Origin of the sequence: Gemmiger formicilis, assembly GCF_024462815.1 — a bacterium.
In the GTDB taxonomy this organism is placed as follows: domain Bacteria; phylum Bacillota; class Clostridia; order Oscillospirales; family Ruminococcaceae; genus Gemmiger.
This window is the reverse complement of record NZ_JANGCG010000006.1, coordinates 42601-61376: the sequence shown is the minus strand read 5'-3', so window position 1 is coordinate 61376 and position 18776 is coordinate 42601. Positions and strand designations below refer to the sequence as shown.

The following is an 18776-nucleotide window of genomic DNA, read 5'->3' as shown; positions in this document are numbered from 1 at the left end:
CCAGAAATTGGAGATGTATTTCTATGCCCGCCATTATCCCTGTATTTTTAGGCGCAGACCTCAACTGTTATAACTTTGCCCGGGCCTTCCATGAGGCTTACGGCGTGGATAGCTATGCCTTTGGCCGCTACCCGATGGCCCCGACCAAGTATTCCAAAATCGTCCACTTCACCACCGTGCCTGATATGGACAACGAGGACACGATGCTGCGCATCCTGCATAAGTTTGCCGCCCAGCACAAGGGCAACCGGCTCTATCTGTTCGGCTGCACCGACGATTACGCCGCCATGATTATCCGCCGCAAGGCCGAGCTGACCGAGTATATCGCCCCCGGCCCCGCCGCCGACCTGTACGGCTCCATCCAGAAAAAGGCCGAGTTCTACGAGGTCTGCGAGAAGTTCGGTATCCCCTACCCCGACTCCAAAATTCTGTCGGCCCCCGTGGACGCCGCTGAACTGACCGAGGAGAAGCTGGGCTTCGCCTACCCCATCATCGTCAAGCCGTCCTCCAGCGTTGACTACTGGAAGCACCCCTTCGACACGATGAAGAAGGTCTACACTGCCGCCACCCCCGCCGAGGCCGCCGAAATCGTCAAGACCATCTACGCCAGCGGCTACCCTGACCGCATGGTGCTGCAGAAGATGGTGCCGGGCGGCGATGACCATATGCGCGTGCTGACCGCCTTCTCGGACGAGAACGGCAAGGTCCGCGCCATGTGCCTGGGCCACACGATGGTCGAGGAGCATACCCCGCACGGACTGGGCAATCACGCCGCCATCGTCAGCGAGGACACCACCTCCCTGCCGCTGGTCGAGAACATCCGCAAGATGCTGGAAGCCTGCCACTACACCGGCTTCTCCAACTTTGACATCAAGTACAGCGGCACGCCCGGCGATTACCGCGTGTTTGAAATCAACCTCCGTCAGGGCCGCAGCAACTACTATGTGACCGCCACCGGCATGAATATTGCACGCCTTGTTGTGGAAAAGTGGAATGACGGCGGCACCGACTGCGTGCTGAACAAGAATGAGGTGTTCTGGCATCACGTGCCCGCGCAGGTGGCCTTCACCTACACTGAGGACAAGGATCTTGTGGCCCGCGCCAAAGCGCTGAAGGCACAGGGCAAGGAGGCCTGCTCCCTGCTCTACAAGCCCGATTTGCTGTGGAATCCTGTGCGCTACGCCTGCGTGCTGGAACAGCTGCGCCGCCAGTTCAAGAAGTTCAAGACCTATTATCCGGTCAAGAAGTAACAAAAGGAAATTTTCTATGAAATTGAACGACCTTGTCCGCCGCATTGACCACACCGGCGCGTCCGATGCGGACATCACCGCTATCACCTACGATTCCCGCAAGGCGGGGCCTGGGGCGCTGTTCGTCTGTCTGGTCGGCGCGTGGCTGGACGGCCACACCTATGCGGAGAGCGCCTACCGGAACGGCTGCCGCGCCTTTCTGGTCGAGCGCACGCTGGTCCTGCCCGCCGACGCCGTGCAGATTGTCACCGAGGACACCCGCGCCGCGCTGGCGGTCATCGGTGCAGATTTCTACGGCAACCCCGCGGATAAGCTGCATCTGATTGGCATTACCGGCACCAAGGGCAAGACCACCACCGCCCTGCTGACCGCCGCCATTATGACCGAGGCCGGCCTGCCCTGCGCCTACATCGGCTCCAACGGCGTGGACATTGCCGGTGTGCACGAGGCCACCGCCAACACCACCCCCGAAAGCCTGGAGCTGCACCGCCTGTTCCGCAAAATGCTGGACGCCGGTGTGCACCACTGTGTGCTGGAGGTCAGCAGTCAGGCCCTGCGCCATCACCGCGTGGACGGCGTGCCCTTTGAGGTAGTGGCCTTCACCAACCTGTCGGAGGACCACATCGGCCCCGGCGAGCACCCGGACTTTGAGGACTACAAGTGCGCCAAGCGCCGCCTGTTTGCCGAATACAATGCCCGCACGATGGTCTATAACGCCGATGACCCCTACAGCACCTTTATGCGCGAGGGCTTCCAAGGCGAGCCGGTCAGCTTTGGCATCCAGAGCCCGGCTGACTACCACGGCGGGAATCTGGCCCAGTACCGCAGTGAGACCGCGCTCGGCATTGATTTTGTCTGTGCGCACGGCGGCGCGGCCACCCCGGTGCGGGTTATGTCCCCCGGCGCGTTCAGCGCCTCAGACGCGCTGTGCGCCATTGCCCTGTGTGGGGCCTTCGGTGTGACACCCGCGCAGGCCGCCGCCACACTGGCCCACACCCCGGTGCAGGGTCGCTTTGAGGTGGTGGAGGGCCTGCCCGGCCGCACCTTCATCGTGGACTACAGCCACAACGGTCTGGCGCTGACCAGCGCGCTCAAAACGCTGCGCGCCTACCAGCCGCACCGACTGATTTGTGTGTTCGGCTCGGTCGGCGGCCGCACGCAGGTGCGCCGCAAGGAACTGGCGGATGCATCCAGCGCCTACGCGGATTACAGCATCATCACGAGCGACAACCCCGACAACGAGCCGCCGGAGGATGTCATCCGGGACATTGCGGGCCATATGGCCCCCGGTGCGCCCTACGCCTGCATCACCGACCGCTGCGACGCGATTTATGCCGCGGTAAAGATGGCCGAACCGGGCGACATTGTCCTCTTTGCCGGCAAGGGCCACGAGGATTACCAGCTCATCCACGGCCAAAAGCAGCATTTTGTTGAGCGCGACATCATCAAAGAGGCCTGCGCAAAATTGCAGAAATGACAACAGCCGCCTTGTGTTTCACATCGGAAACACAAGGCGGCTTATTTTTTGTTCTCAAATGTGTGGGTATCTATGTAGGGGCGGGGTGACCTCACCCCGCCGCAGGTTTACGCCGCATCCCTTTTACGCGCCGGCCCGCGGTACAAACAGAGCAGCGGCGAGGTACAGCGCATACAGTACCATGCACAGCCCGCCCTGCCAGCGCTTGAGCTTGTGCCTGCGCAGCGGCGGCAGCAACAGAATCAACGCCATAGCCGCGCAGACCGGCACCTCATAGCTGCGGAACTGCGCGCCCACCGGCAGCTTGTGGCGGTACATCAGGCTGGAAATCGGCAGCGCCAGCGTCAGGTTCAGAATCGCGCTGTTCAGCAGCTGGATGGGCAGCGAATCCGGCGGGTAATAGCGGCAGCGCACGGCAAACCACTTCCAGACCGAGCCCAGCGGGTGCTCCAGCGCCTCCACCAGCAAAGGAATACAGAATCCCAGGCTGATGAGCGAAGCCGCCCAGAGGGCCTGTATTGTGCCTGTGAGGTTGGCCAGCGTGGTGGCACTGTAGAGCAGCGCCTGTGCCCCCGCCGCCAGCAGCGCCAGCCCGCCCACAACGCCCGCCAGATTCTTCAGCGAGTTGTGCAGATTCATAACCGGGAACGCCATCGTGTGGGCTGTGTAGCCATAGTCCTGCGCGGCCAGCCGCGGGCTGGGGGCCTCCTCGGAGGTGGAGACCGCTTCAATCATATCGCCGTAGGTGAACTCGTGCTGGAACGCAATGCTCATCAGCACAAACAGCACAAATAACAGCATCAGCAGTCCGGTGCCGGTGTAGCTCAGCTCTCCATCCCGCACAAAGAGCACCAGCACGCCGCAGGCGGCCAGCAAAAGCACACACTTGCGGCAGAACTCGTCGCGCTCGGCCACGGCGGGGCGGTGACGGTTCAGCAGACAGACCGCCAGCGCCAGCCCCAGATTTGTGACAGCGCCCGCCAGCGCCGTGCCCACGGCCAGCGCTGTAACCGACATACCCGCCGCCAGAAACGCCAGCATAAGCTGGGGCAGCGCCAGGCATAAGGGCGCGACTGTGCCGCCCACAACCCACATGGGCAGCCCCAGCAGGGCGCAGCACCATGTGGTGCACCGCCCGGCCAGACGGCTGCCGACCGCTGTAAGCAGCAGGCCAGCCGCATAAACCAGCAATGTTGCAGCTAAAATTTTCATTCCTGTACCAAAAAAGCGGTGCCGCGGCACCGCTTCCTTTTTGTTAGTAAGCTACGCCCCAGACAACCATCTTCTGGGCAGGCTTGCCGCAGACCGGGCAGACATCGCTCAGATGCTCCTGCGCAAACGGCATACAACGGCTGGACAGGCCAGCCTCGCTCTTCATGGCTTCCTCGCAGGCCAGGTCACCGCACCACATCGTCTTGATGAAGCCGGTGTGCTCCTTGGTAATCTGCTTGACCTCGTCCATCGTGGTGGCGCTGTAGGTGCGGTTCTCACGGTTCTGCAGCGCACGCTCGTACAGGTCCTTTGCCAGCGCGTCCATAGCGGCGGGGATGGCGGTAGCCAGCTCCTCAAACTTGACAAACTGCTTCTCGCGGGTATCACGGCGCACCAGCACGCACTGGCCGTTCTCGATGTCACGCGGGCCAACCTCCAGACGCACGGGCACGCCCTTCATCTCCCACTGGGCAAACTTCCAGCCGGGCTGCTTGTCGCTGTCATCCAGCTTAACGCGGGCATACTTGCCGATTTCGGCAGCCAGCTCGCGGCACTTGTCCAGCACGCCGGGCTTGTGGGCGGCAACCGGCACGATAACCACCTGCACCGGGGCAATGGCCGGGGGCAGAATCAGGCCGTCATCGTCGCCGTGGGTCATAATGATGGCGCCAATCAGGCGGGTGGATGCACCCCAGGAGGTCTGGAACGGATACTGCAGGGTGTTGTCGCGGCCGGTGAAGGTCACGTCATAGGCGCGGCTGAACTTATCGCCAAAGTAGTGGCTGGTGCCGCTCTGCAGGGCCTTGCCGTCCTTCATCATGGCCTCGATGGTGTAGGTAGCCTCGGCACCGGCAAACTTCTCCTTGTCGGTCTTGCGGCCCTTCAGCACCGGGATGCACAGGTCATGCTCGGCAAAGTCGGCGTAGCAGTTCAGCTGCTGCTCGGTCTCGGCCTTGGCCTCCTCGGCAGTCTCGTGGATGGTGTGGCCCTCCTGCCACCAGAACTCGCGGGTGCGCAGGAAGGGGCGGGTAGACTTTTCCCAGCGGACAACACTGCACCACTGGTTGTACAGCATAGGCAGGTCACGGTAGGAGTGCAGTACATGGCTGAAATGGTCACAGAACATCGTCTCGCTGGTGGGGCGCACCGCAAGGCGCTCCTCCAGCGGGTCGCTGCCGCCTGCGGTAACCCAGGCCACCTCGGGGGCAAAGCCGTTGACCAGCTCGCCCTCTTTCTTCAGCAGGCTTTCGGGAATCAGCACCGGCATGGCCACATTCTCATGGCCGGTGGCCTTGAAGCGGGCGTCCAGATTCTTCTGGATGTTTTCCCAGATGGCGTAGCCATAGGGGCGCAGCACCACAAAGCCCTTGACGCTGGAATACTCAACCAGCTCTGCCTTGGTGCAGATATCGGTGTACCACTGGGCGAAGTCAACCTCCTGCGCGGTGATTGCTTCGACCATTTTTTTCTTATCGTTTGCCATTTTCTGTCCTCACACTTTTCTTACAAACCGAAGCGCTCAGATGCGCTCCTCCAGATAGTTGACCACATCGCCGACGGTGTGGAAATTCTCGATGTCCTCGTCGGGAATCTCGACGCCGAACTCATCGGAGAGGGTGGTAATCATATCAATAACATCCAGGCTGTCTGCGCCGAAATCGTTGACGATATCGCTGTCTGGGGTGATTTTTTCAGGCTCAACCTCAAGCTGGTCGGCCAGATAGTCACGGATGCGGCTAAAAACTTCGGAATCCATACTTTAACTCCTTTTTATACACAGATATACATTTAATATATAGCGTATCTGCGGCCCAATGTCAAGGGGGTAAGTGTTAATTTTCCTGCAAAGTGCATACAGTGGCTGGGGAGGTGGGCAAGTGAAGCTGAATTTTACCAAAATGCAGGGTGCGGGCAACGATTATATCTACGTGGACTGCCGCGCCAGCGGCCTGCCGCCGGATGCCGCCGCGTGGGCGGTGCAGCTTTCGCGGCGGCACTATTCGGTGGGCGCGGACGGCGTGATTTACCTCTGTCCCCCACTGCTGCCGGGCGGTGACGCGGCCATGCGGATGTTCAACTCGGACGGCAGCGAGGGCGCCATGTGCGGCAACGGCGTGCGCTGCGCGGCGGAATTTCTGTACACGCACGGCCTGCGGCGGGACTGCCTGCATATTGACACAGCCCGCGCCGGGCAGCGCACCGTGCGTCGGGTCGGGGACGGTCTGTGGCAGGTCGAGATGGGCCGCTTTTCCGCCGCCGGGGCGGATGTGGGCGCGGTGGGGCTGGGCGGCGCGCCGCTGCTGGATGTGCCCTTGTGCGCGGGCGGGCGCAGCTGGCGGGTCAACTGTCTGGCCGTCGGCAACCCGCACTGCGTGATTTTTACGCAGGGCGCACCGCCCGCCGGGCCGGAGCTGGCGGCCTATGGCCGTGCGCTGGAGCACCACCCTGCCTTTCCCGGCGGCATCAATGTCGAGTTTGTTCAGCAGGTCAGCCCCACCGGGCTGGCCGTCACCGTGTGGGAGCGCGGCAGCGGGGCCACGCTGGCCTGCGGCACCGGGGCCTGTGCCTGCGCTGCAGCCGCCGTGCTGACCGGGCGCTGCGCCCGCAGCGTGCCGATTCTGGTGCAAATGCCGGGCGGCACGCTGGAGGTGCAGGTGCTGCGGGATGACACCCTGCTGCTGACCGGCGATGCCGCCGCAACATTTAGCGGAACGGCATTGATTCAGCCTTGCAAAGCGCCGCCGGGTGTGGTATGATAGAGGCAATAACAAGTTGAACAAACTTTCAACCCGGAAGGTGGGCTGCATCTATGAACATTCACGAATCCGCAGAGGACTATCTCGAAAAAATCCTGATGCTGCAGGAGCAAAAGGGCTCTGTGCGCTCGATTGACATTGCTGTGGCAATGGGCTTTTCCAAGCCGAGCGTCAGCGTTGCTATGAAAAATCTGCGCGAGAACGGCTATATTTCGATGGACCCGGATGGCTACATCAAGCTGGAGGCCCCCGGCATGGAGATTGCCCAGCGCATCTATGGCCGCCACCGCAAGCTGACCGCGTTTTTTGTGGCCCTCGGCGTTGACCCCGACATTGCCGCCAAAGACGCCTGCAAGGTCGAGCACGATTTGAGCGAGGAGACCTACAGCAAGATGATTGCGTTTGCGGAGAAAGCCGAAAAAAAAGCGCAGAAGTAAATTTTGCCCAAAAATTGCCCGATGGCATCAAGTGCCACCGGGCAATTTTTACTTTAGGTATACAGCGGCTTGCTCTCCGGCTCGCCTGTCACCCCTGCCTGGGCCTCGGCGGGCTGGGCCGGGGCAGCTGGGGCATGGCGGGCAGTGATAACCGCCTGATGGAACGCCGCCGGGTTGGCGTGATACTTGCCCTCAATGTCCTGGTCGTAGCCGATCAGCGCATCTGGGTAGGTGCGGGCCATCTGCTGCAAAATTTCCTGCGCTTCGTCCTCATTACGGACGTAGATATCGTGGCAGGCACTTTTCTCCTTCGCGCCGAAAACGCGCACCATCAGCTCTTTGTTCACGGTCAGGATGCCGTAAGCCTTGTGGCGCACTGTGTACTGGTAGGCCCAGACCACGTCGTCACCGGCCAGCACCCAGGAATCGCCGCCCTTGTCGTACATCAGCCAGCTGCGGCTCATGCGGACCTTGCCATCCTGCATCGTGTCCTCGTAGAAGCGGTCGAGGGCCTGCTCGGTGGCCTGCGGGTCGTCCGAAGCCTTGATGTAGTTGCGAATCTGCTTCTGGAAGCCGCCGGTCAGGGAATGAACCACGAACCAGATTGCCAGCACCACCAGCAGAACGCCGATGACACCCATAAAGCCATACACAAACGTGTCCTGGCCGTCGATTTCGCCGTCGGTCAGCACCAGCGGAAGGGCTGTGCAGTCGTCAAACAGACCGATATCATCATAGCTAAAACCGGCGTCAATGAAGTAATCTTCCCACAGCTGCCGGGTCTCATCATCCATGGGCTGCAGCGTGCCGCGCACCGACACGTAGGAGCCGTCCCACTCATAACTGCCGTCCTCGTCGTCGATAAGCCGCTCGGTATCGGCAACGACCGCCTCGGCGTCGCTGATTTTGGGCTTGGGCACTTCCACACCGATGTAGACAGTGGCGTCGGGGGTGTTGACCGGCATGATGTACTCGCGGGCGCTGACCTTGTCCGTCCCGCCGCTCTCGCTCACGACGGTCTCGGCATAGTAGTCAATCAGGGTGTCAATGTCCGCTTCGAGATACTGTCCTTGCAGGGAAAGGACGTCATGGTCATCCAGCGGTGCGAAATGGGTCGGCCCAGCAATCATTTTTGCAATTCCGGGCCCGAACACCACGCCGATGAAAATGGCCGCCACAGCCAGGACGATGATGGCCCACAGCTTGCCGACCAGAGTTTTCTGCTTCAGGGATTGCAGCATAGATACTTTCCTCCATTCTTTTTGTTAGGGTTCACAATAAGTGTAACAGTTTGTTCATATATTGTCAACCGGTTGCGCACATTTGCTCAAAACTTCTTTGGGTGCTGCTTCCTAAAGCCGGTCATATACGACGCACAAAACCGCCCCTTCCGGTTTGACCCGGAAGGGGCGGTTTCAGCTATTCAATTCGCAATTAAGCTACTCGCAGATTACAGCTCAGCGAAGTACTTAATGGTGCGAACCATCTGAGAGGTGTAGGAGTTCTCGTTGTCGTACCAAGAAACGACCTGAACCTGATAGGTGTCGTCGTCGATCTTAGCGACCATGGTCTGGGTAGCATCGAACAGGGAGCCGTAACGCATACCGATGACATCGGAGGAGACAATGGGATCCTCGTTGTAGCCGAAGCTCTCGGAAGCGGCAGCCTTCATAGCGGCGTTGATGGCCTCCTTGGTGACGTCCTTGCCCTTGACAACGGCAACCAGGATGGTGGTGGAGCCGGTGGGGACGGGAACGCGCTGAGCAGAGCCAATCAGCTTGCCGTTCAGCTCGGGGATGACCAGGCCGATGGCCTTGGCAGCGCCGGTGGAGTTAGGAACGATGTTCTGAGCACCAGCACGAGCGCGGCGCAGGTCGCCCTTACGCTGCGGGCCGTCCAGGATCATCTGGTCGCCGGTGTAAGCATGAACGGTGGTCATGATGCCGGAGACGATGGGGAAAGCCTTGTTCAGGGTGTCGGCCATAGGAGCCAGGCAGTTGGTGGTGCAGGAAGCAGCGGAGATGACCTGATCGTCAGCGGTCAGGGTCTTCTCGTTGACAGAGTAGACGATGGTCTTCAGGTCGTTGCCGGCGGGAGCAGAGATAACGACCTTGCGGGCGCCAGCCTGGATGTGAGCCTCAGCCTTAGCCTTGCTGGTGTAGAAGCCGGTGCACTCCAGAACGACGTCGATGCCCAGCTCGCCCCAGGGGCAATCCTTAGCATCCTTAATAGCGTAGATGGTGATCTTCTTGCCGTCGACGACGATGTAATCCTCGCCAGCCTCAACGGTGTGCTTGTTCTCGCCAATCTTGCCCAGGAAAGAGCCCTGTGCAGTGTCGTACTTCAGCAGATGAGCCAGCATAGCGGGGCTGGTCAGATCGTTGATGGCGACAACTTCGTAGCCGTCAGCCTCAAACATCTGACGGAAAGCCAGACGGCCGATACGGCCAAAACCATTGATAGCAACTTTAACAGCCATAGTGAAATCCTCCCAAGATTTGTCTTTTTCACCTTAGAAGCGGTTGCCCGCTTGTCGGTATGGTACTATTGTACCCCATTTTCCCGGATTCTGCAAGGGGGTCTGTTATTCTTTTAACACTATTTTTGCAAAAATTATATCGGAATCCAACATTTCCGGCATTTACCAGCGCACAAACGCCCCCAAATGGGCAGACTAAGGGCAGATTTGCACAATAAAGGAGAGAGTGCTATGCCGGTTTTTGGCCCGACACGCGCCGCGCTGGCCGCGGCAGCCGCCCGCGGGGCGCAGATTCTGCCCTCGCTGCGGCTGGTGCTGACGGCAGAGGCCCTGACCGCCCCGCCCCCGCCCTGCGCCGTGGAGCTGAACGCCGAGTTGGAGGTTCTCTGCGCCGCCGCGCAGGAGCTGGCCGCACGCCGGGCGGGGTGGCTATATTTCTGCCCCGCGCAGTCTCCGCTGGCCGTCCGGCTGCCGCGCAGGCTTTTGCAGAGCACAGTGCTCACCTTTTTGCGCGGGGTGCTGCGCAGCCGCGGGCAGGGTGTGGTGCGGGTGGTTTCACAGCCGGGCGCGGCGGTTATCGTTCTACAGGGCGGCGCCCCGCGGATGCCCGGCGATTTGCCCGCACTGCTGCACCGGTGCGGGCCCTATGTGACGGCGGACGATGGTGGTGCGGCGGCGGTGCGGCTGGCGCTCTCCCCCACCCTGCCCCTGCGGGAGCCGCCCGCGCTGGCAGAGCTGGTGCAGGACCGCTACAGCGCCGTGCGGGTATATCTGGACGGTTACTGTGTGAAGGATGTGCCATAAAAATAAGCTCCCGATTTTTTCGGGAGCTTCTCGGGGCGTCGGGGACGCCGCGCCCCTACGGCGGCAAGCCGTGAGCGGCATATTGCGGGGTGGTTTCGGCGGGGTGGGGTCACCCCGCCCTACGGTTCTTTATCTGCGGTCAGCGGCAAATGCCGTTCCTCATCCCTTGCTTTGTAGGGGCCGGGCACGCCCGGCCCGGCCGCTTTCCATAAGCGGGAGTTACCGGGTAGCGCGCGGGCAGTAGCTCTGCCCGCCCTTACTCCGTCTCCGCCCCGCACGCCTGCCACGCGCAGACAAGGCCGCACAGGCCAAACAGGCCGATGCCAATTCCGGTCATCAGGTCGGGCAGAGCCAGCATACCGCGGCCCGCCTCAAACAGGGTCTGGGGCAGTTCCAGACCTGTGCAGAGCAAAAACGCACCTGTGCCTGCTGCAAACAGCGTATGGCCGCATGGCAAGCCCGGTACCAGAAAAATCTTAATCAGCACCACCGCCAGCAACAGCGCCGCCGCCGCGCTGATCACCCGCAGGGCGCAGGGCAACCGGTTGACCGAGGCGGGCGTGAACTGGAACCGCCACAGCAGCTTCCACAGGAAAAACAGCGGCACAGCACCGCCCACCAGCGGGCTGCCCAGCTTTTGCCGTTGCATACCAAAGCCGTCCCATGCGCGGACCGAGTACCGCAGCAGCCAAGCGCCGCAAAAAACCGGCAGCAGCAAATCTGCCCACGCGGCCCAGACCGGGGTGCCGCTGCCTGTAAAAACGCCGGGGTCTTGCAGGGCGTACCGCGCTGCGCTGCCGGATGCCACCCCCGCCGTCAGCAGTGCCGCCCCGGCCAGTGCCATACAGACCGCCAGCGGCTTACAGGTATCCTGCAGTCCAGCGGGCTGGGCCGCAGCGCGGCGGGCGGGCAGATACGGCAGCACCAGCGCCGCCAGCCACGGAATATACCGCAGCCAGACCGCCCCCGCCGTGGCAAAGCCTGTGTCCGCATCACACCAGAGCAGCAAATCCGCCAGATGCAGCACCGCCAGCAAAGCGCCCAGTGCAAGCACAAGAACCGCGTTCGGATGTCTGTTTTTCATGGATTTTCCTCATTTCATACAGAGCACGGCCGCCGCATATACTGGGACAAGCCGCGCGGGATATTCCCATTGTACAACCCCGCGCCCCAAATTGCAAGGAGGGCCTGTCCCTTGAAAAAAACATTCCGCCGGGCCGTTGTGCTCGGTTTGCTGGCGCTGGCCGCGCCGTTTGCCGCCCTGCCGCTGGCAAAGCCCGCCGCGCCGCCCATCGAAAGCCCCGATGCCGTCACCGAGCCCGCCGCCACAGCGCCGCCCATCTTCACACCAACGCCCACCCAGCGCAGCTTTGACGCCGATGCGGAGATACTTATAAAGGATGACGGCACCACGCGCACCGTCACAGTGCAGGAGTTCCTGATTGGCACCGCCGCCTGTGAGCTGCCGCCGGACTGGCCCGATGATGCGATTCTGGCCCAGATGGTCGCGGCCCACAGCTACGCCCTGAGCCTTGGCGGCGCGGCCTTTGCCTGCAACAGCGGCCAGTGCGCGGGCTGGACGAGCGCCGAGGTGCTGCAGGCGCGGTGGGGTGATGATTTCAGCCGCTATTATGCCCGGCTGTCCGCGCTGGCCGAGGAAGCTGCCGGGGCAGTGCTCTGCTTTGAGGGCGCACCCGCCGCGGCGTGCTACCACAGCATCAGCGCCGGGCGCACCGAGGCAAGCCAGAATGTCTGGCTGACCGCTGTGCCGTACTTACAGGGCGTAGCCTCCCCCTGGGACGCTGACGCACCGGGGTTTGAGACCACCATCACCTACAGCGCCGAGCAGGTCTACAGCGTGCTGCTCACTCTGGGGCTGGACGCCGAAGAAATTGAAAACACCCCCGCCGGGTGGTTCGGCGAGGGTGTATTGGATGATGCCGGGTATGTCGCGGAGATGTCCATTTGCGGGCAGACCTTTGCAGGGACAAAGCTGCGCAGCGCCTTCAGCCTGCGCAGTGCGGCGTTCAGTGTTGCTTATGACGCCGGGAAGAACGCCTTCCGCTTCACCACCCGCGGCTACGGCCACGGTGTCGGGCTGAGCCAGTACGGTGCCAAGGCCATGGCCAGGCAGGGCAAGAGCTGGCGGGAAATTTTGGCGTGGTACTTCCCGGGGTGCGAGGTGGTGGAGTAAGCAGGCCGCGCCGCTGTTTGCCACCCCGTAGGGGCCGGACACGTCCGGCCCGCAGCAGAAAGGCAGAATCGCACTTATGGGAAGGCCGCTCTTCCCCACAAACAGCGAATGCGTTACCCACAGGCAGCGAAACGCATTTTTCGCGTGCTATACAGTGCTATTTCAGCAGGTTCGTTGATTTTAGTCCAATACGATGTCCTTTTTCTTCCCGTTTTTCTTTCTCGGATACTGCCGAATACGAGTGACGAAATCCAGATTGATAATCTCCAGTTCTCCTGTTTTCTTCTCTATGACCATACCGCCGTCATCAATTTCTTTTATCAATCCCTGTACGCTGTCGTCATTTGAAATAATCGTATAAATAATGCACTCTTCTCCGATAAACCGTTTTGCCAATTCTTTCATTTCAATGTTCTCCTTGTTCCGCATTTTTCGGTTCAAAATATGTCTGATTGCCGCCAATCTCCTTCGCTGCATTATCCGTGGGATAATCACAAGGAGGAACAGGGCAAGCAAAATGAGATAAAGACTGTCCATTTGCGTATTCCTCCCACAATTATATTTAGGAGATTTTATTCCCAGCTTTTGAGTAGCGCAGCGCCTCGCAGCAGTACACCGACAGGTTGACAATCCAGATCAGGCACACGATCAGCGAGGGCAGGAACCCGATGTTAAAGATAGGCGCACAGACTGCAAGCACAGTGGCGCAAACCGCACAGACGATATTGGTGGCAGAGTATGCCTTGTATGCACACTTGCCGATGATGATTTTCTCGGCTTCGTCGCAATCCGCCATCCATTTCTTATGAAACTGCATATCGTACACGGATGCCTTTTTTTCGGGGTTCAACTGCTTGGTGGTGTCCACGCATTTCTGCGGGAAAACCGTTGCCTCCACCATAATGGCGAAAAAGGCTGCAATGTTGATAAAGAAGAAAACGAAGCCGTTGGCGTTGTCAATGTCTTCCATACCCACGGAATAGGTCGCTGTAATCAGAAATAAGGCGAGAATAAAGGCGGCGTTTGCGAGCCAGAGTACCACAGACAGCTTTTGGTCGATCGTGTTGTAGAGATCCTCGTCCTCGCCGTCCCAGACGGCAGCCAGCTTTTTGGCGCTGCGGTACAGCGGAAGGCAGACGACCGGCACAAGGATCGCCAGCGCCAGCATCAGCCACGGGGTAATGCGGATGCCGAAAAACGTCCCGGCGTTCTTCATCATAGGAACCAGGGAATCCGGTTCAACGTCTGCGGAAAAATAGCCGATCACGCCGCCGACCAGCGTACATACAACGGCAAACAACAGGAATTTGGGCAGGGCTTTTCGGTTTGCCTGCTTGATTTCGTCATTTTTCATTTTCAGTTTCCTCCTGTAAATAGAAGACTTCTTCTACCGTAACGCCGCAGACCTTTGCAATCGTCAGAGCAAGGGTGACCGACGGCGAATAATCGCCCCGTTCAATCAGGCTGATCGTTTGCCGTGATACGCCGCATAAGCGTCCCATTTCCTGCTGATTGACATTCAGTGCAGCTCTGCGTTCCTTCAAACGATTTCGCAGTATCATACAGCACCTCCATCCGACAATCTTCTTTGTCTATCTGACAAGCATTATTGTCAAAATGTATTATATTATTGTCATTCTGATTTGTCAAGCGGTTTTGAAAAATCGGAGGATAAAGCTCGTTGCCTTACCCTCCGATTACAGTTTTTACTTATAGATAATCTCTTCGCTTACGACTTCCGCTGCCCGGTTTCTGACATTTTCACCACCCGCGGCTACGGCCACGGTGTCGGGCTGAGCCAGTACGGTGCCAAGGCCATGGCCGGGCAGGGCAAGAGCTGGCGGGAAATTTTGGCGTGGTACTTCCCGGGGTGCCAGGTGGTGGAGTAAGCAGGCCGCGCCGCTGTTTGCCACCCCGTAGGGGCCGGACATGTCCGGCCCGCAGCAGAAAGGCAGAATCGCACTTATGGGAAGGCCGCGGGCCGGGCATGCCCGGCCCCTACAGCCATTCAAGTGGGAAAGCTCACGGCAGCTCCACGGTAAAGGTCGTCAGTTCCGCATCGGTGTCAAAATCGTAGACCTTTACCGTCAGGCTGTGGCAGTTTTCGGGCACGGCATCAAAGTAGTCGTAGCTGGCCTTGGTGCATTGGTCCGGGTTGTCAAAATCCGAAGGGTCTGCCGTCCAGCTGCCGTCGGTCCACCAGCCGCCCTCGCCGCGCTCATGCTTTAGCTCGGTACCGTCTGCCGTGTAGAGCTTCACGTCCACCCAGTGCTGCTCCGGCGGAAAGCTCAGCATAACTTTTGTGGCGGCGGGCGTGGCGGTGACGCTTTGCAGCGTGATGCTGTCCTGCTCCACGGGCGTATTCATCGTGCGGGTGCCCGCGGTGCTGACCTCGGGAATGGTAAAGGTCAGCGTATAGCTGCCGGGCAGCGGGGTCTGGTCTGCGTAGTCATAGTGCCAATAGCTCTGCCCATCGGTTTCTAGGATGCTTTTGTTGCAGACCACCAGATTGGACAGCGTCAGCGTAGCCGTGTGCCCGGCCAAATCATCGGGTGCAAGGAACAGCTCATAATTGATGCCAGTCACAAAGGTGCGGTCATCGCGTTTTTCAAAGGAAACAGCGCCGTTCAATTCTATGCCGTTATCCAGCACCAGCGTGCCGTACTGCCCGCCGCCGTTCTGCAGCGCCTTTTCTGCGGCGTCCTCGCTGGGGCCGATGGCGTTGAACCCGGCCAGACTATCATCCTCAGCAGTCAGCATCAGGCTGATGCGCAGCCAGTCGCCATCGTTAAACACCTGCCCCAGCGTCAGGGTGTAGGGCGTGTCGGCGCTCTCGGCAGTGGCTTCCACCGTCTCGGCGTATTTGTTCAGCTGCTCGCTGTGCAGCGAGGTGTAGTCATCCTGGCCGCCGCGGTTCAGCCAGCTGAACAGGCTGCCCACCACGGGCAGCTGCTCGGCCACGGCGGGAACCGCAAGGTTCACGCTGCCCAGCGCCACCACTGCGCAGGCCGCGGCAGCTGCCGCCGCACGTCCCCAGTGGAAGTGCTTCTTTTTCGCGGGCACAGCCTTGGGCAGCTTATCACAGGCGGCGGCCAGCACGCGGTCAAATTCCGCATCGCTCAGCGGTTTGGCGGGCAGAGGCTGCTCGTCCAGAGTATGCAAAAGGTCGGTATCAAAATAATCTTTACGCATGGGTGTGCACTCCCTTCTCGGTCAGTTCGCGGCGCAGCTTATCACGGCCGCGGCTTAAACGTGTGTTGACGCTTTCCACGCTCATATGCAGCGCGGCGGCAATCTCCTTGCCGGATTGCAGCAAATAATATTTGCGCAGGAAGATGTCGCGGTCCGGCGGCTGCATGGCGGCCACCATCGCGCCGACAAGGTCTGCCGCGTCGGCGGTAGCGCGGTCGAACTCGGCCAGCTCGCCGAGCGTTTCGGCAAGGCCCTCGTCGAGCGTGGTCTCTGCGCGGCGGCGCAGGGTGTTGTAGCAGTCAATGCCACGGTTGCGCGCCGTGACAACCAGCCATGGGCGCAGCGGCGTGCCGGTCTGCTCCAGCTTGGCGGCGTTGCGCCATAGCGAGACAAACACATCTGCCATACATTCCTCGCGGTCGCAGGGGTTCTGGGGCAGGATGCGGTTCAGCACCGCCTTGACCAGCGGCGCATAGTCCAGCATGGCTGCCTCCAGCCCCTCCTCCGGCCGCGTTTGCAGCAATCGGGTCAATTCCCGGTCTTTCATTGAGGGTTCCTCCTTTTTTGCGGTTCTGACAATATAGACCGGGTTGAGAGGGGAAATCTTACAGAAACTCAAAAAATCCCGCAAAAAAAGCGGGCGCGTTCTGCGTCCGCCTATTTTTATAGCTATGCTCTGCCTGCGGGGCGTCGGGGGACGCCGCCCCCTACGTTCCTTCATAAATCGTAATCTCTCACTGTCCGACCGGCAGGGTGAATACAAACCGGCACCATTTGCCTTCCTCGCTCTCGGCGTGAATCTGGCCGCCGGAAAGATTGATGAGGATTTTGCAGATGTGCAGCCCCAGACCGCTGCCGCGGGTGTTCATACCGCGGGAACGATCCTCTTTATAAAAGCGCTCAAAGACAAAGGGCAGGGCCTCGGGGGCGATGCCTGCGCCGGTGTTCTCGATGCGCACCTCCACCATATTGTCGCGGCGCTCGGCAGCAAAGCTGATAGTGCCGCCCGCCGGGGTGAATTTGATGGCGTTGTCCACAATATTGTACACAACCTGATGCACAAAGTCCGGGTCCGCATAAATCAGAAGCGGGTCCCCGCCCAGCCCCTGAATGTCAATCTTGCCGTCCTCAATGCGCTGTTCATCGCTGAGCACCACATCGGTGACGGTTTTCCATAAATCGTAGGTCTGGGCGTGGATGGGCACCTCGCCCGCCTCCAGCTTGGTGATATCCAGCATATTCTGCACCAGCCGCGCCAATCGGCCCGTCTCCTGCGAGACAATGCCAAGGTAGTGCTTTGTCTCCTCGGGCGGGATGGTGCCGTCCAGCATACCATCAATAAAGCCCTTGATGGTGGTCATCGGGGTGCGCAGCTCGTGGGCAATGTTGCCCATAAACTGCCCGCGGGAGTTGTCAATGGTCTGCAGCCGCGCCGCCATATTGTTAAAGGTGGTGGCAAAATCTGCCAGTTCCACACAGCCGTCCACCGGGGCGCGGGCCGTAAAGTCCCCGCTGCCCAGCCGCCGGGCTGCCTCACTGATATCCTCAATGGGGCCGGTGATGCGCCGGGCCAGCACCCAGCACAGGATGCTGCACAGAACCAGAATCACCACAGCCGAAATGCTGAACATGGCCAGCATATCCCGCATATAGCCGCCCAGTGCTGTCATCGGGCTGGCGGCAAACAGGTAGCCTTTCTGCCCGCCCACGGTGATGCACCGCCCGGCCGTATAGTATTTGGCGCTGTAGACGCCGTCCAGTGTGCCGGTGACGAAGATATCGCCCTCGTTCATCCGGTCTATGTACGCAAGGGGGACATTTTCGCCGGTGAAGGCATCATCCCCCGTGTGCAGCAGAATCTGGCCGTTTTCATCGGCGATAAAGACCAGCGCGCCGGACGCCGTGTTGAACAGCTCGTACCCGCTGTGGGCGCGTTCCAGAATGTCGTCCCCCTGTAAGGGCTTTGTGACGATGGACCCCTCGTCGGCAAAACGCTCGCTCAGGGCTGCCGCACCGTTGAGCACATCGGTCAGCGAGCTTCTGCGCTCACTGATGAAGTACGCCGCGGACAGCGCCGTCTGTATCGCGCACATCACGCTGAGCCCCAGCACCAGCACGGCGGCAATCGTGGCAAAAAATTCGCGGCTTATCGTGTTGCGGCGGTTCATTCCTTGACCTCAAACTTATAGCCCACGCCCCAGACGGTTTTCAGGCTCCACTGCTCGGATGCGCCTTCCAGCTTTTCACGCAGGCGCTTGACGTGGACGTCAATCGTGCGGGAATCACCGTAATACTCAAAGCCCCAGACCTCGTCCAGCAGCTGGTCGCGGGTGTAAACGCGGTTGGGGTGACCGGCCAGGCAGGCCAGCAGTTCCAGCTCCTTGGGCGGTGCCTCGACCACCTTGCCCTTGACCTTGAGCTCATAGCGGTTCATATCCAGATGCAGGTTGTCAAAGTCATATACGCCCTTGTTTTCCTCCTCCTTGGCGGAGGAACGGCGCAGCACGGCCTTGATGCGGGCCGTGACCTCCTTGGCGTCAAAAGGCTTGACGATGTAGTCATCCGCACCCAGTTCAAGGCCCAGCACCTTGTCATAGGTCTCACCCTTTGCGGTCAGCATAATGATGGGGGTGTTGTCCTTGCTGCGGATTTTGCGGCAGGCCTCCCAGCCGTCCATCACCGGCATCATAACGTCCAGCAGCACCAGATCCGGGTGCAGCTTGTCAAACTCCGTCAGCGCCGCCGCGCCGTCGTGAACCATCGTCACATTGTAGCCTTCCTTTACCAGATACAGGCGGAGCAGTTCGCAGATATTTTTATCGTCATCGACGACCAGAATCTTCTCGTTTGCCATCTTGTTTTTCCTCCCTACGCCGCAAGGCGGCATTATTTATAGATATTATAGCGCATAATTGTGGACAAAAAAAGAACAGATGCCGCCGTTTGCACAAAAATTTCTGCCGTGGCGCCCTCCG

Annotated in this window: 20 protein-coding genes; 7 read left to right on the top strand and 13 right to left on the bottom strand. The window is 60.1% G+C overall.

The genetic code is table 11. The annotated features are described in order from the left end of the window. Positions 1–23: 23 nt before the first annotated feature. Positions 24–1250 (top strand): carboxylate--amine ligase, encoded by a 1227-nt coding sequence (locus tag NE623_RS06880; RefSeq protein WP_256271539.1) that lies wholly within the window; start codon positions 24–26, stop codon positions 1248–1250. 16 nt (positions 1251–1266) lie between these two features. Then, a complete protein-coding gene (locus NE623_RS06875; protein ID WP_256271538.1) occupies positions 1267–2727 on the top strand; it encodes a UDP-N-acetylmuramoyl-L-alanyl-D-glutamate--2,6-diaminopimelate ligase in 1461 nt (486 codons plus the stop codon). A 123-nt stretch (positions 2728–2850) separates the two neighbouring features. Here the strand turns inward: NE623_RS06875 and NE623_RS06870 are convergent, their stop codons facing one another. The 3 genes from NE623_RS06870 to acpP are packed head-to-tail and all read right to left on the bottom strand — an operon-like array spanning position 2851 to position 5695. After that, positions 2851–3939, bottom strand: a complete 1089-nt coding sequence (locus NE623_RS06870; protein WP_256271537.1) for a hypothetical protein — start codon at positions 3937–3939, stop codon at positions 2851–2853. A 43-nt stretch (positions 3940–3982) separates the two neighbouring features. Then, a complete protein-coding gene (gene proS, locus NE623_RS06865; RefSeq protein ID WP_256271536.1) occupies positions 3983–5422 on the bottom strand; it encodes a proline--tRNA ligase in 1440 nt (479 codons plus the stop codon). Between the two features lie 36 nt (positions 5423–5458). After that, complete coding sequence (gene acpP, locus NE623_RS06860; protein ID WP_078784576.1) at positions 5459–5695, bottom strand: acyl carrier protein; 237 nt, start codon at positions 5693–5695, stop codon at positions 5459–5461. A 121-nt stretch (positions 5696–5816) separates the two neighbouring features. Here acpP and dapF point away from each other — a divergent pair, with 121 nt between their 5' ends. After that, on the top strand, positions 5817–6695 hold the full coding sequence (dapF, locus tag NE623_RS06855) for a diaminopimelate epimerase (RefSeq protein WP_256271535.1): 879 nt from the start codon (positions 5817–5819) through the stop codon (positions 6693–6695). A gap of 53 nt (positions 6696–6748) precedes the next feature. Next, positions 6749–7132, top strand: coding sequence for a metal-dependent transcriptional regulator (locus NE623_RS06850; RefSeq protein WP_256271534.1), 384 nt, complete (start codon positions 6749–6751; stop codon positions 7130–7132). Positions 7133–7185: 53 nt separating this feature from the next. On the opposite strand, the gene NE623_RS06845 is transcribed toward NE623_RS06850, so the two are convergent. Together NE623_RS06845 and gap are read right to left on the bottom strand one after the other, a co-directional pair. Beyond that, the gene (locus tag NE623_RS06845; protein ID WP_256271533.1) at positions 7186–8373 is read right to left on the bottom strand and encodes a DUF6709 family protein; all 1188 of its coding nucleotides are present in this window, start codon (positions 8371–8373) and stop codon (positions 7186–7188) included. Between the two features lie 209 nt (positions 8374–8582). Beyond that, entirely contained in the window at positions 8583–9611 is a 1029-nt protein-coding gene (gap, locus tag NE623_RS06840) for a type I glyceraldehyde-3-phosphate dehydrogenase (RefSeq protein ID WP_256271532.1), read from the bottom strand. A 231-nt stretch (positions 9612–9842) separates the two neighbouring features. Between gap and NE623_RS06835 the strand changes: the two genes are divergently transcribed. After that, positions 9843–10415 carry a hypothetical protein gene (locus NE623_RS06835; protein WP_256271531.1) on the top strand — a complete coding sequence of 191 codons (573 nt, stop codon included), beginning with the start codon at positions 9843–9845 and terminating at the stop codon, positions 10413–10415. Positions 10416–10671: 256 nt separating this feature from the next. Here NE623_RS06835 and NE623_RS06830 read toward each other — a convergent pair whose 3' ends face one another. Next, positions 10672–11499, bottom strand: a complete 828-nt coding sequence (locus NE623_RS06830; protein ID WP_256271530.1) for a hypothetical protein — start codon at positions 11497–11499, stop codon at positions 10672–10674. 111 nt (positions 11500–11610) lie between these two features. Between NE623_RS06830 and NE623_RS06825 the strand changes: the two genes are divergently transcribed. Further along, positions 11611–12609 (top strand): SpoIID/LytB domain-containing protein, encoded by a 999-nt coding sequence (locus NE623_RS06825; protein WP_256271529.1) that lies wholly within the window; start codon positions 11611–11613, stop codon positions 12607–12609. Between the two features lie 180 nt (positions 12610–12789). Here the strand turns inward: NE623_RS06825 and NE623_RS06820 are convergent, their stop codons facing one another. The 3 genes from NE623_RS06820 to NE623_RS06810 are packed head-to-tail and all read right to left on the bottom strand — an operon-like array spanning position 12790 to position 14171. Further along, positions 12790–13146, bottom strand: a complete 357-nt coding sequence (locus tag NE623_RS06820; protein WP_256271528.1) for a DUF6897 domain-containing protein — start codon at positions 13144–13146, stop codon at positions 12790–12792. Positions 13147–13171: 25 nt separating this feature from the next. Continuing rightward, complete coding sequence (locus NE623_RS06815) at positions 13172–13963, bottom strand: DUF3169 family protein (protein WP_256271527.1); 792 nt, start codon at positions 13961–13963, stop codon at positions 13172–13174. Then, a complete protein-coding gene (locus NE623_RS06810; protein ID WP_046433092.1) occupies positions 13953–14171 on the bottom strand; it encodes a helix-turn-helix transcriptional regulator in 219 nt (72 codons plus the stop codon). The genes NE623_RS06815 and NE623_RS06810 overlap by 11 nt, the downstream gene beginning before the upstream one ends. Positions 14172–14252: 81 nt before the next feature. On the opposite strand from NE623_RS06810, the gene NE623_RS14875 reads away from it, so the two are divergent. Further along, complete coding sequence (locus NE623_RS14875) at positions 14253–14498, top strand: hypothetical protein (protein ID WP_370866709.1); 246 nt, start codon at positions 14253–14255, stop codon at positions 14496–14498. 133 nt (positions 14499–14631) lie between these two features. Here NE623_RS14875 and NE623_RS06800 read toward each other — a convergent pair whose 3' ends face one another. The 4 genes from NE623_RS06800 to NE623_RS06785 all read right to left on the bottom strand — a co-directional run bounded on the left by NE623_RS06800 (position 14632) and on the right by NE623_RS06785 (position 18655). Continuing rightward, positions 14632–15801 (bottom strand): DUF4179 domain-containing protein, encoded by a 1170-nt coding sequence (locus NE623_RS06800; protein WP_256271526.1) that lies wholly within the window; start codon positions 15799–15801, stop codon positions 14632–14634. Beyond that, entirely contained in the window at positions 15794–16348 is a 555-nt protein-coding gene (locus tag NE623_RS06795) for a sigma-70 family RNA polymerase sigma factor (RefSeq protein ID WP_256271525.1), read from the bottom strand. The genes NE623_RS06800 and NE623_RS06795 overlap by 8 nt, the downstream gene beginning before the upstream one ends. 187 nt (positions 16349–16535) lie before the next feature. Beyond that, positions 16536–17969, bottom strand: coding sequence for a sensor histidine kinase (locus tag NE623_RS06790; protein ID WP_256271524.1), 1434 nt, complete (start codon positions 17967–17969; stop codon positions 16536–16538). Beyond that, entirely contained in the window at positions 17966–18655 is a 690-nt protein-coding gene (locus NE623_RS06785) for a response regulator transcription factor (protein WP_256271523.1), read from the bottom strand. Before NE623_RS06785 ends, NE623_RS06790 begins: the two co-directional genes overlap by 4 nt. Between the last annotated feature and the right edge of the window lie 121 nt (positions 18656–18776).

Bases quoted from the DNA above. Each gene is read 5' to 3' on its own strand.
- NE623_RS06785 (WP_256271523.1), bottom strand. From the start codon at position 18,655: ATGGCAAACGAGAAGATTCTGGTCGTCGATGACGATAAAAATATCTGC.
- NE623_RS06800 (WP_256271526.1), bottom strand. From the start codon at position 15,801: ATGCGTAAAGATTATTTTGATACCGACCTTTTGCATACTCTGGACGAG.
- NE623_RS06790 (WP_256271524.1), bottom strand. From the start codon at position 17,969: ATGAACCGCCGCAACACGATAAGCCGCGAATTTTTTGCCACGATTGCC.
- NE623_RS06880 (WP_256271539.1), top strand. From the start codon at position 24: ATGCCCGCCATTATCCCTGTATTTTTAGGCGCAGACCTCAACTGTTAT.
- NE623_RS06850 (WP_256271534.1), top strand. From the start codon at position 6,749: ATGAACATTCACGAATCCGCAGAGGACTATCTCGAAAAAATCCTGATG.
- proS (WP_256271536.1), bottom strand. From the start codon at position 5,422: ATGGCAAACGATAAGAAAAAAATGGTCGAAGCAATCACCGCGCAGGAG.
- NE623_RS06815 (WP_256271527.1), bottom strand. From the start codon at position 13,963: ATGAAAAATGACGAAATCAAGCAGGCAAACCGAAAAGCCCTGCCCAAA.
- acpP (WP_078784576.1), bottom strand. From the start codon at position 5,695: ATGGATTCCGAAGTTTTTAGCCGCATCCGTGACTATCTGGCCGACCAG.
- NE623_RS06845 (WP_256271533.1), bottom strand. From the start codon at position 8,373: ATGCTGCAATCCCTGAAGCAGAAAACTCTGGTCGGCAAGCTGTGGGCC.
- NE623_RS06875 (WP_256271538.1), top strand. From the start codon at position 1,267: ATGAAATTGAACGACCTTGTCCGCCGCATTGACCACACCGGCGCGTCC.
- NE623_RS06810 (WP_046433092.1), bottom strand. From the start codon at position 14,171: ATGATACTGCGAAATCGTTTGAAGGAACGCAGAGCTGCACTGAATGTC.
- NE623_RS06830 (WP_256271530.1), bottom strand. From the start codon at position 11,499: ATGAAAAACAGACATCCGAACGCGGTTCTTGTGCTTGCACTGGGCGCT.
- gap (WP_256271532.1), bottom strand. From the start codon at position 9,611: ATGGCTGTTAAAGTTGCTATCAATGGTTTTGGCCGTATCGGCCGTCTG.
- NE623_RS06835 (WP_256271531.1), top strand. From the start codon at position 9,843: ATGCCGGTTTTTGGCCCGACACGCGCCGCGCTGGCCGCGGCAGCCGCC.
- NE623_RS06820 (WP_256271528.1), bottom strand. From the start codon at position 13,146: ATGGACAGTCTTTATCTCATTTTGCTTGCCCTGTTCCTCCTTGTGATT.
- NE623_RS06870 (WP_256271537.1), bottom strand. From the start codon at position 3,939: ATGAAAATTTTAGCTGCAACATTGCTGGTTTATGCGGCTGGCCTGCTG.
- NE623_RS06795 (WP_256271525.1), bottom strand. From the start codon at position 16,348: ATGAAAGACCGGGAATTGACCCGATTGCTGCAAACGCGGCCGGAGGAG.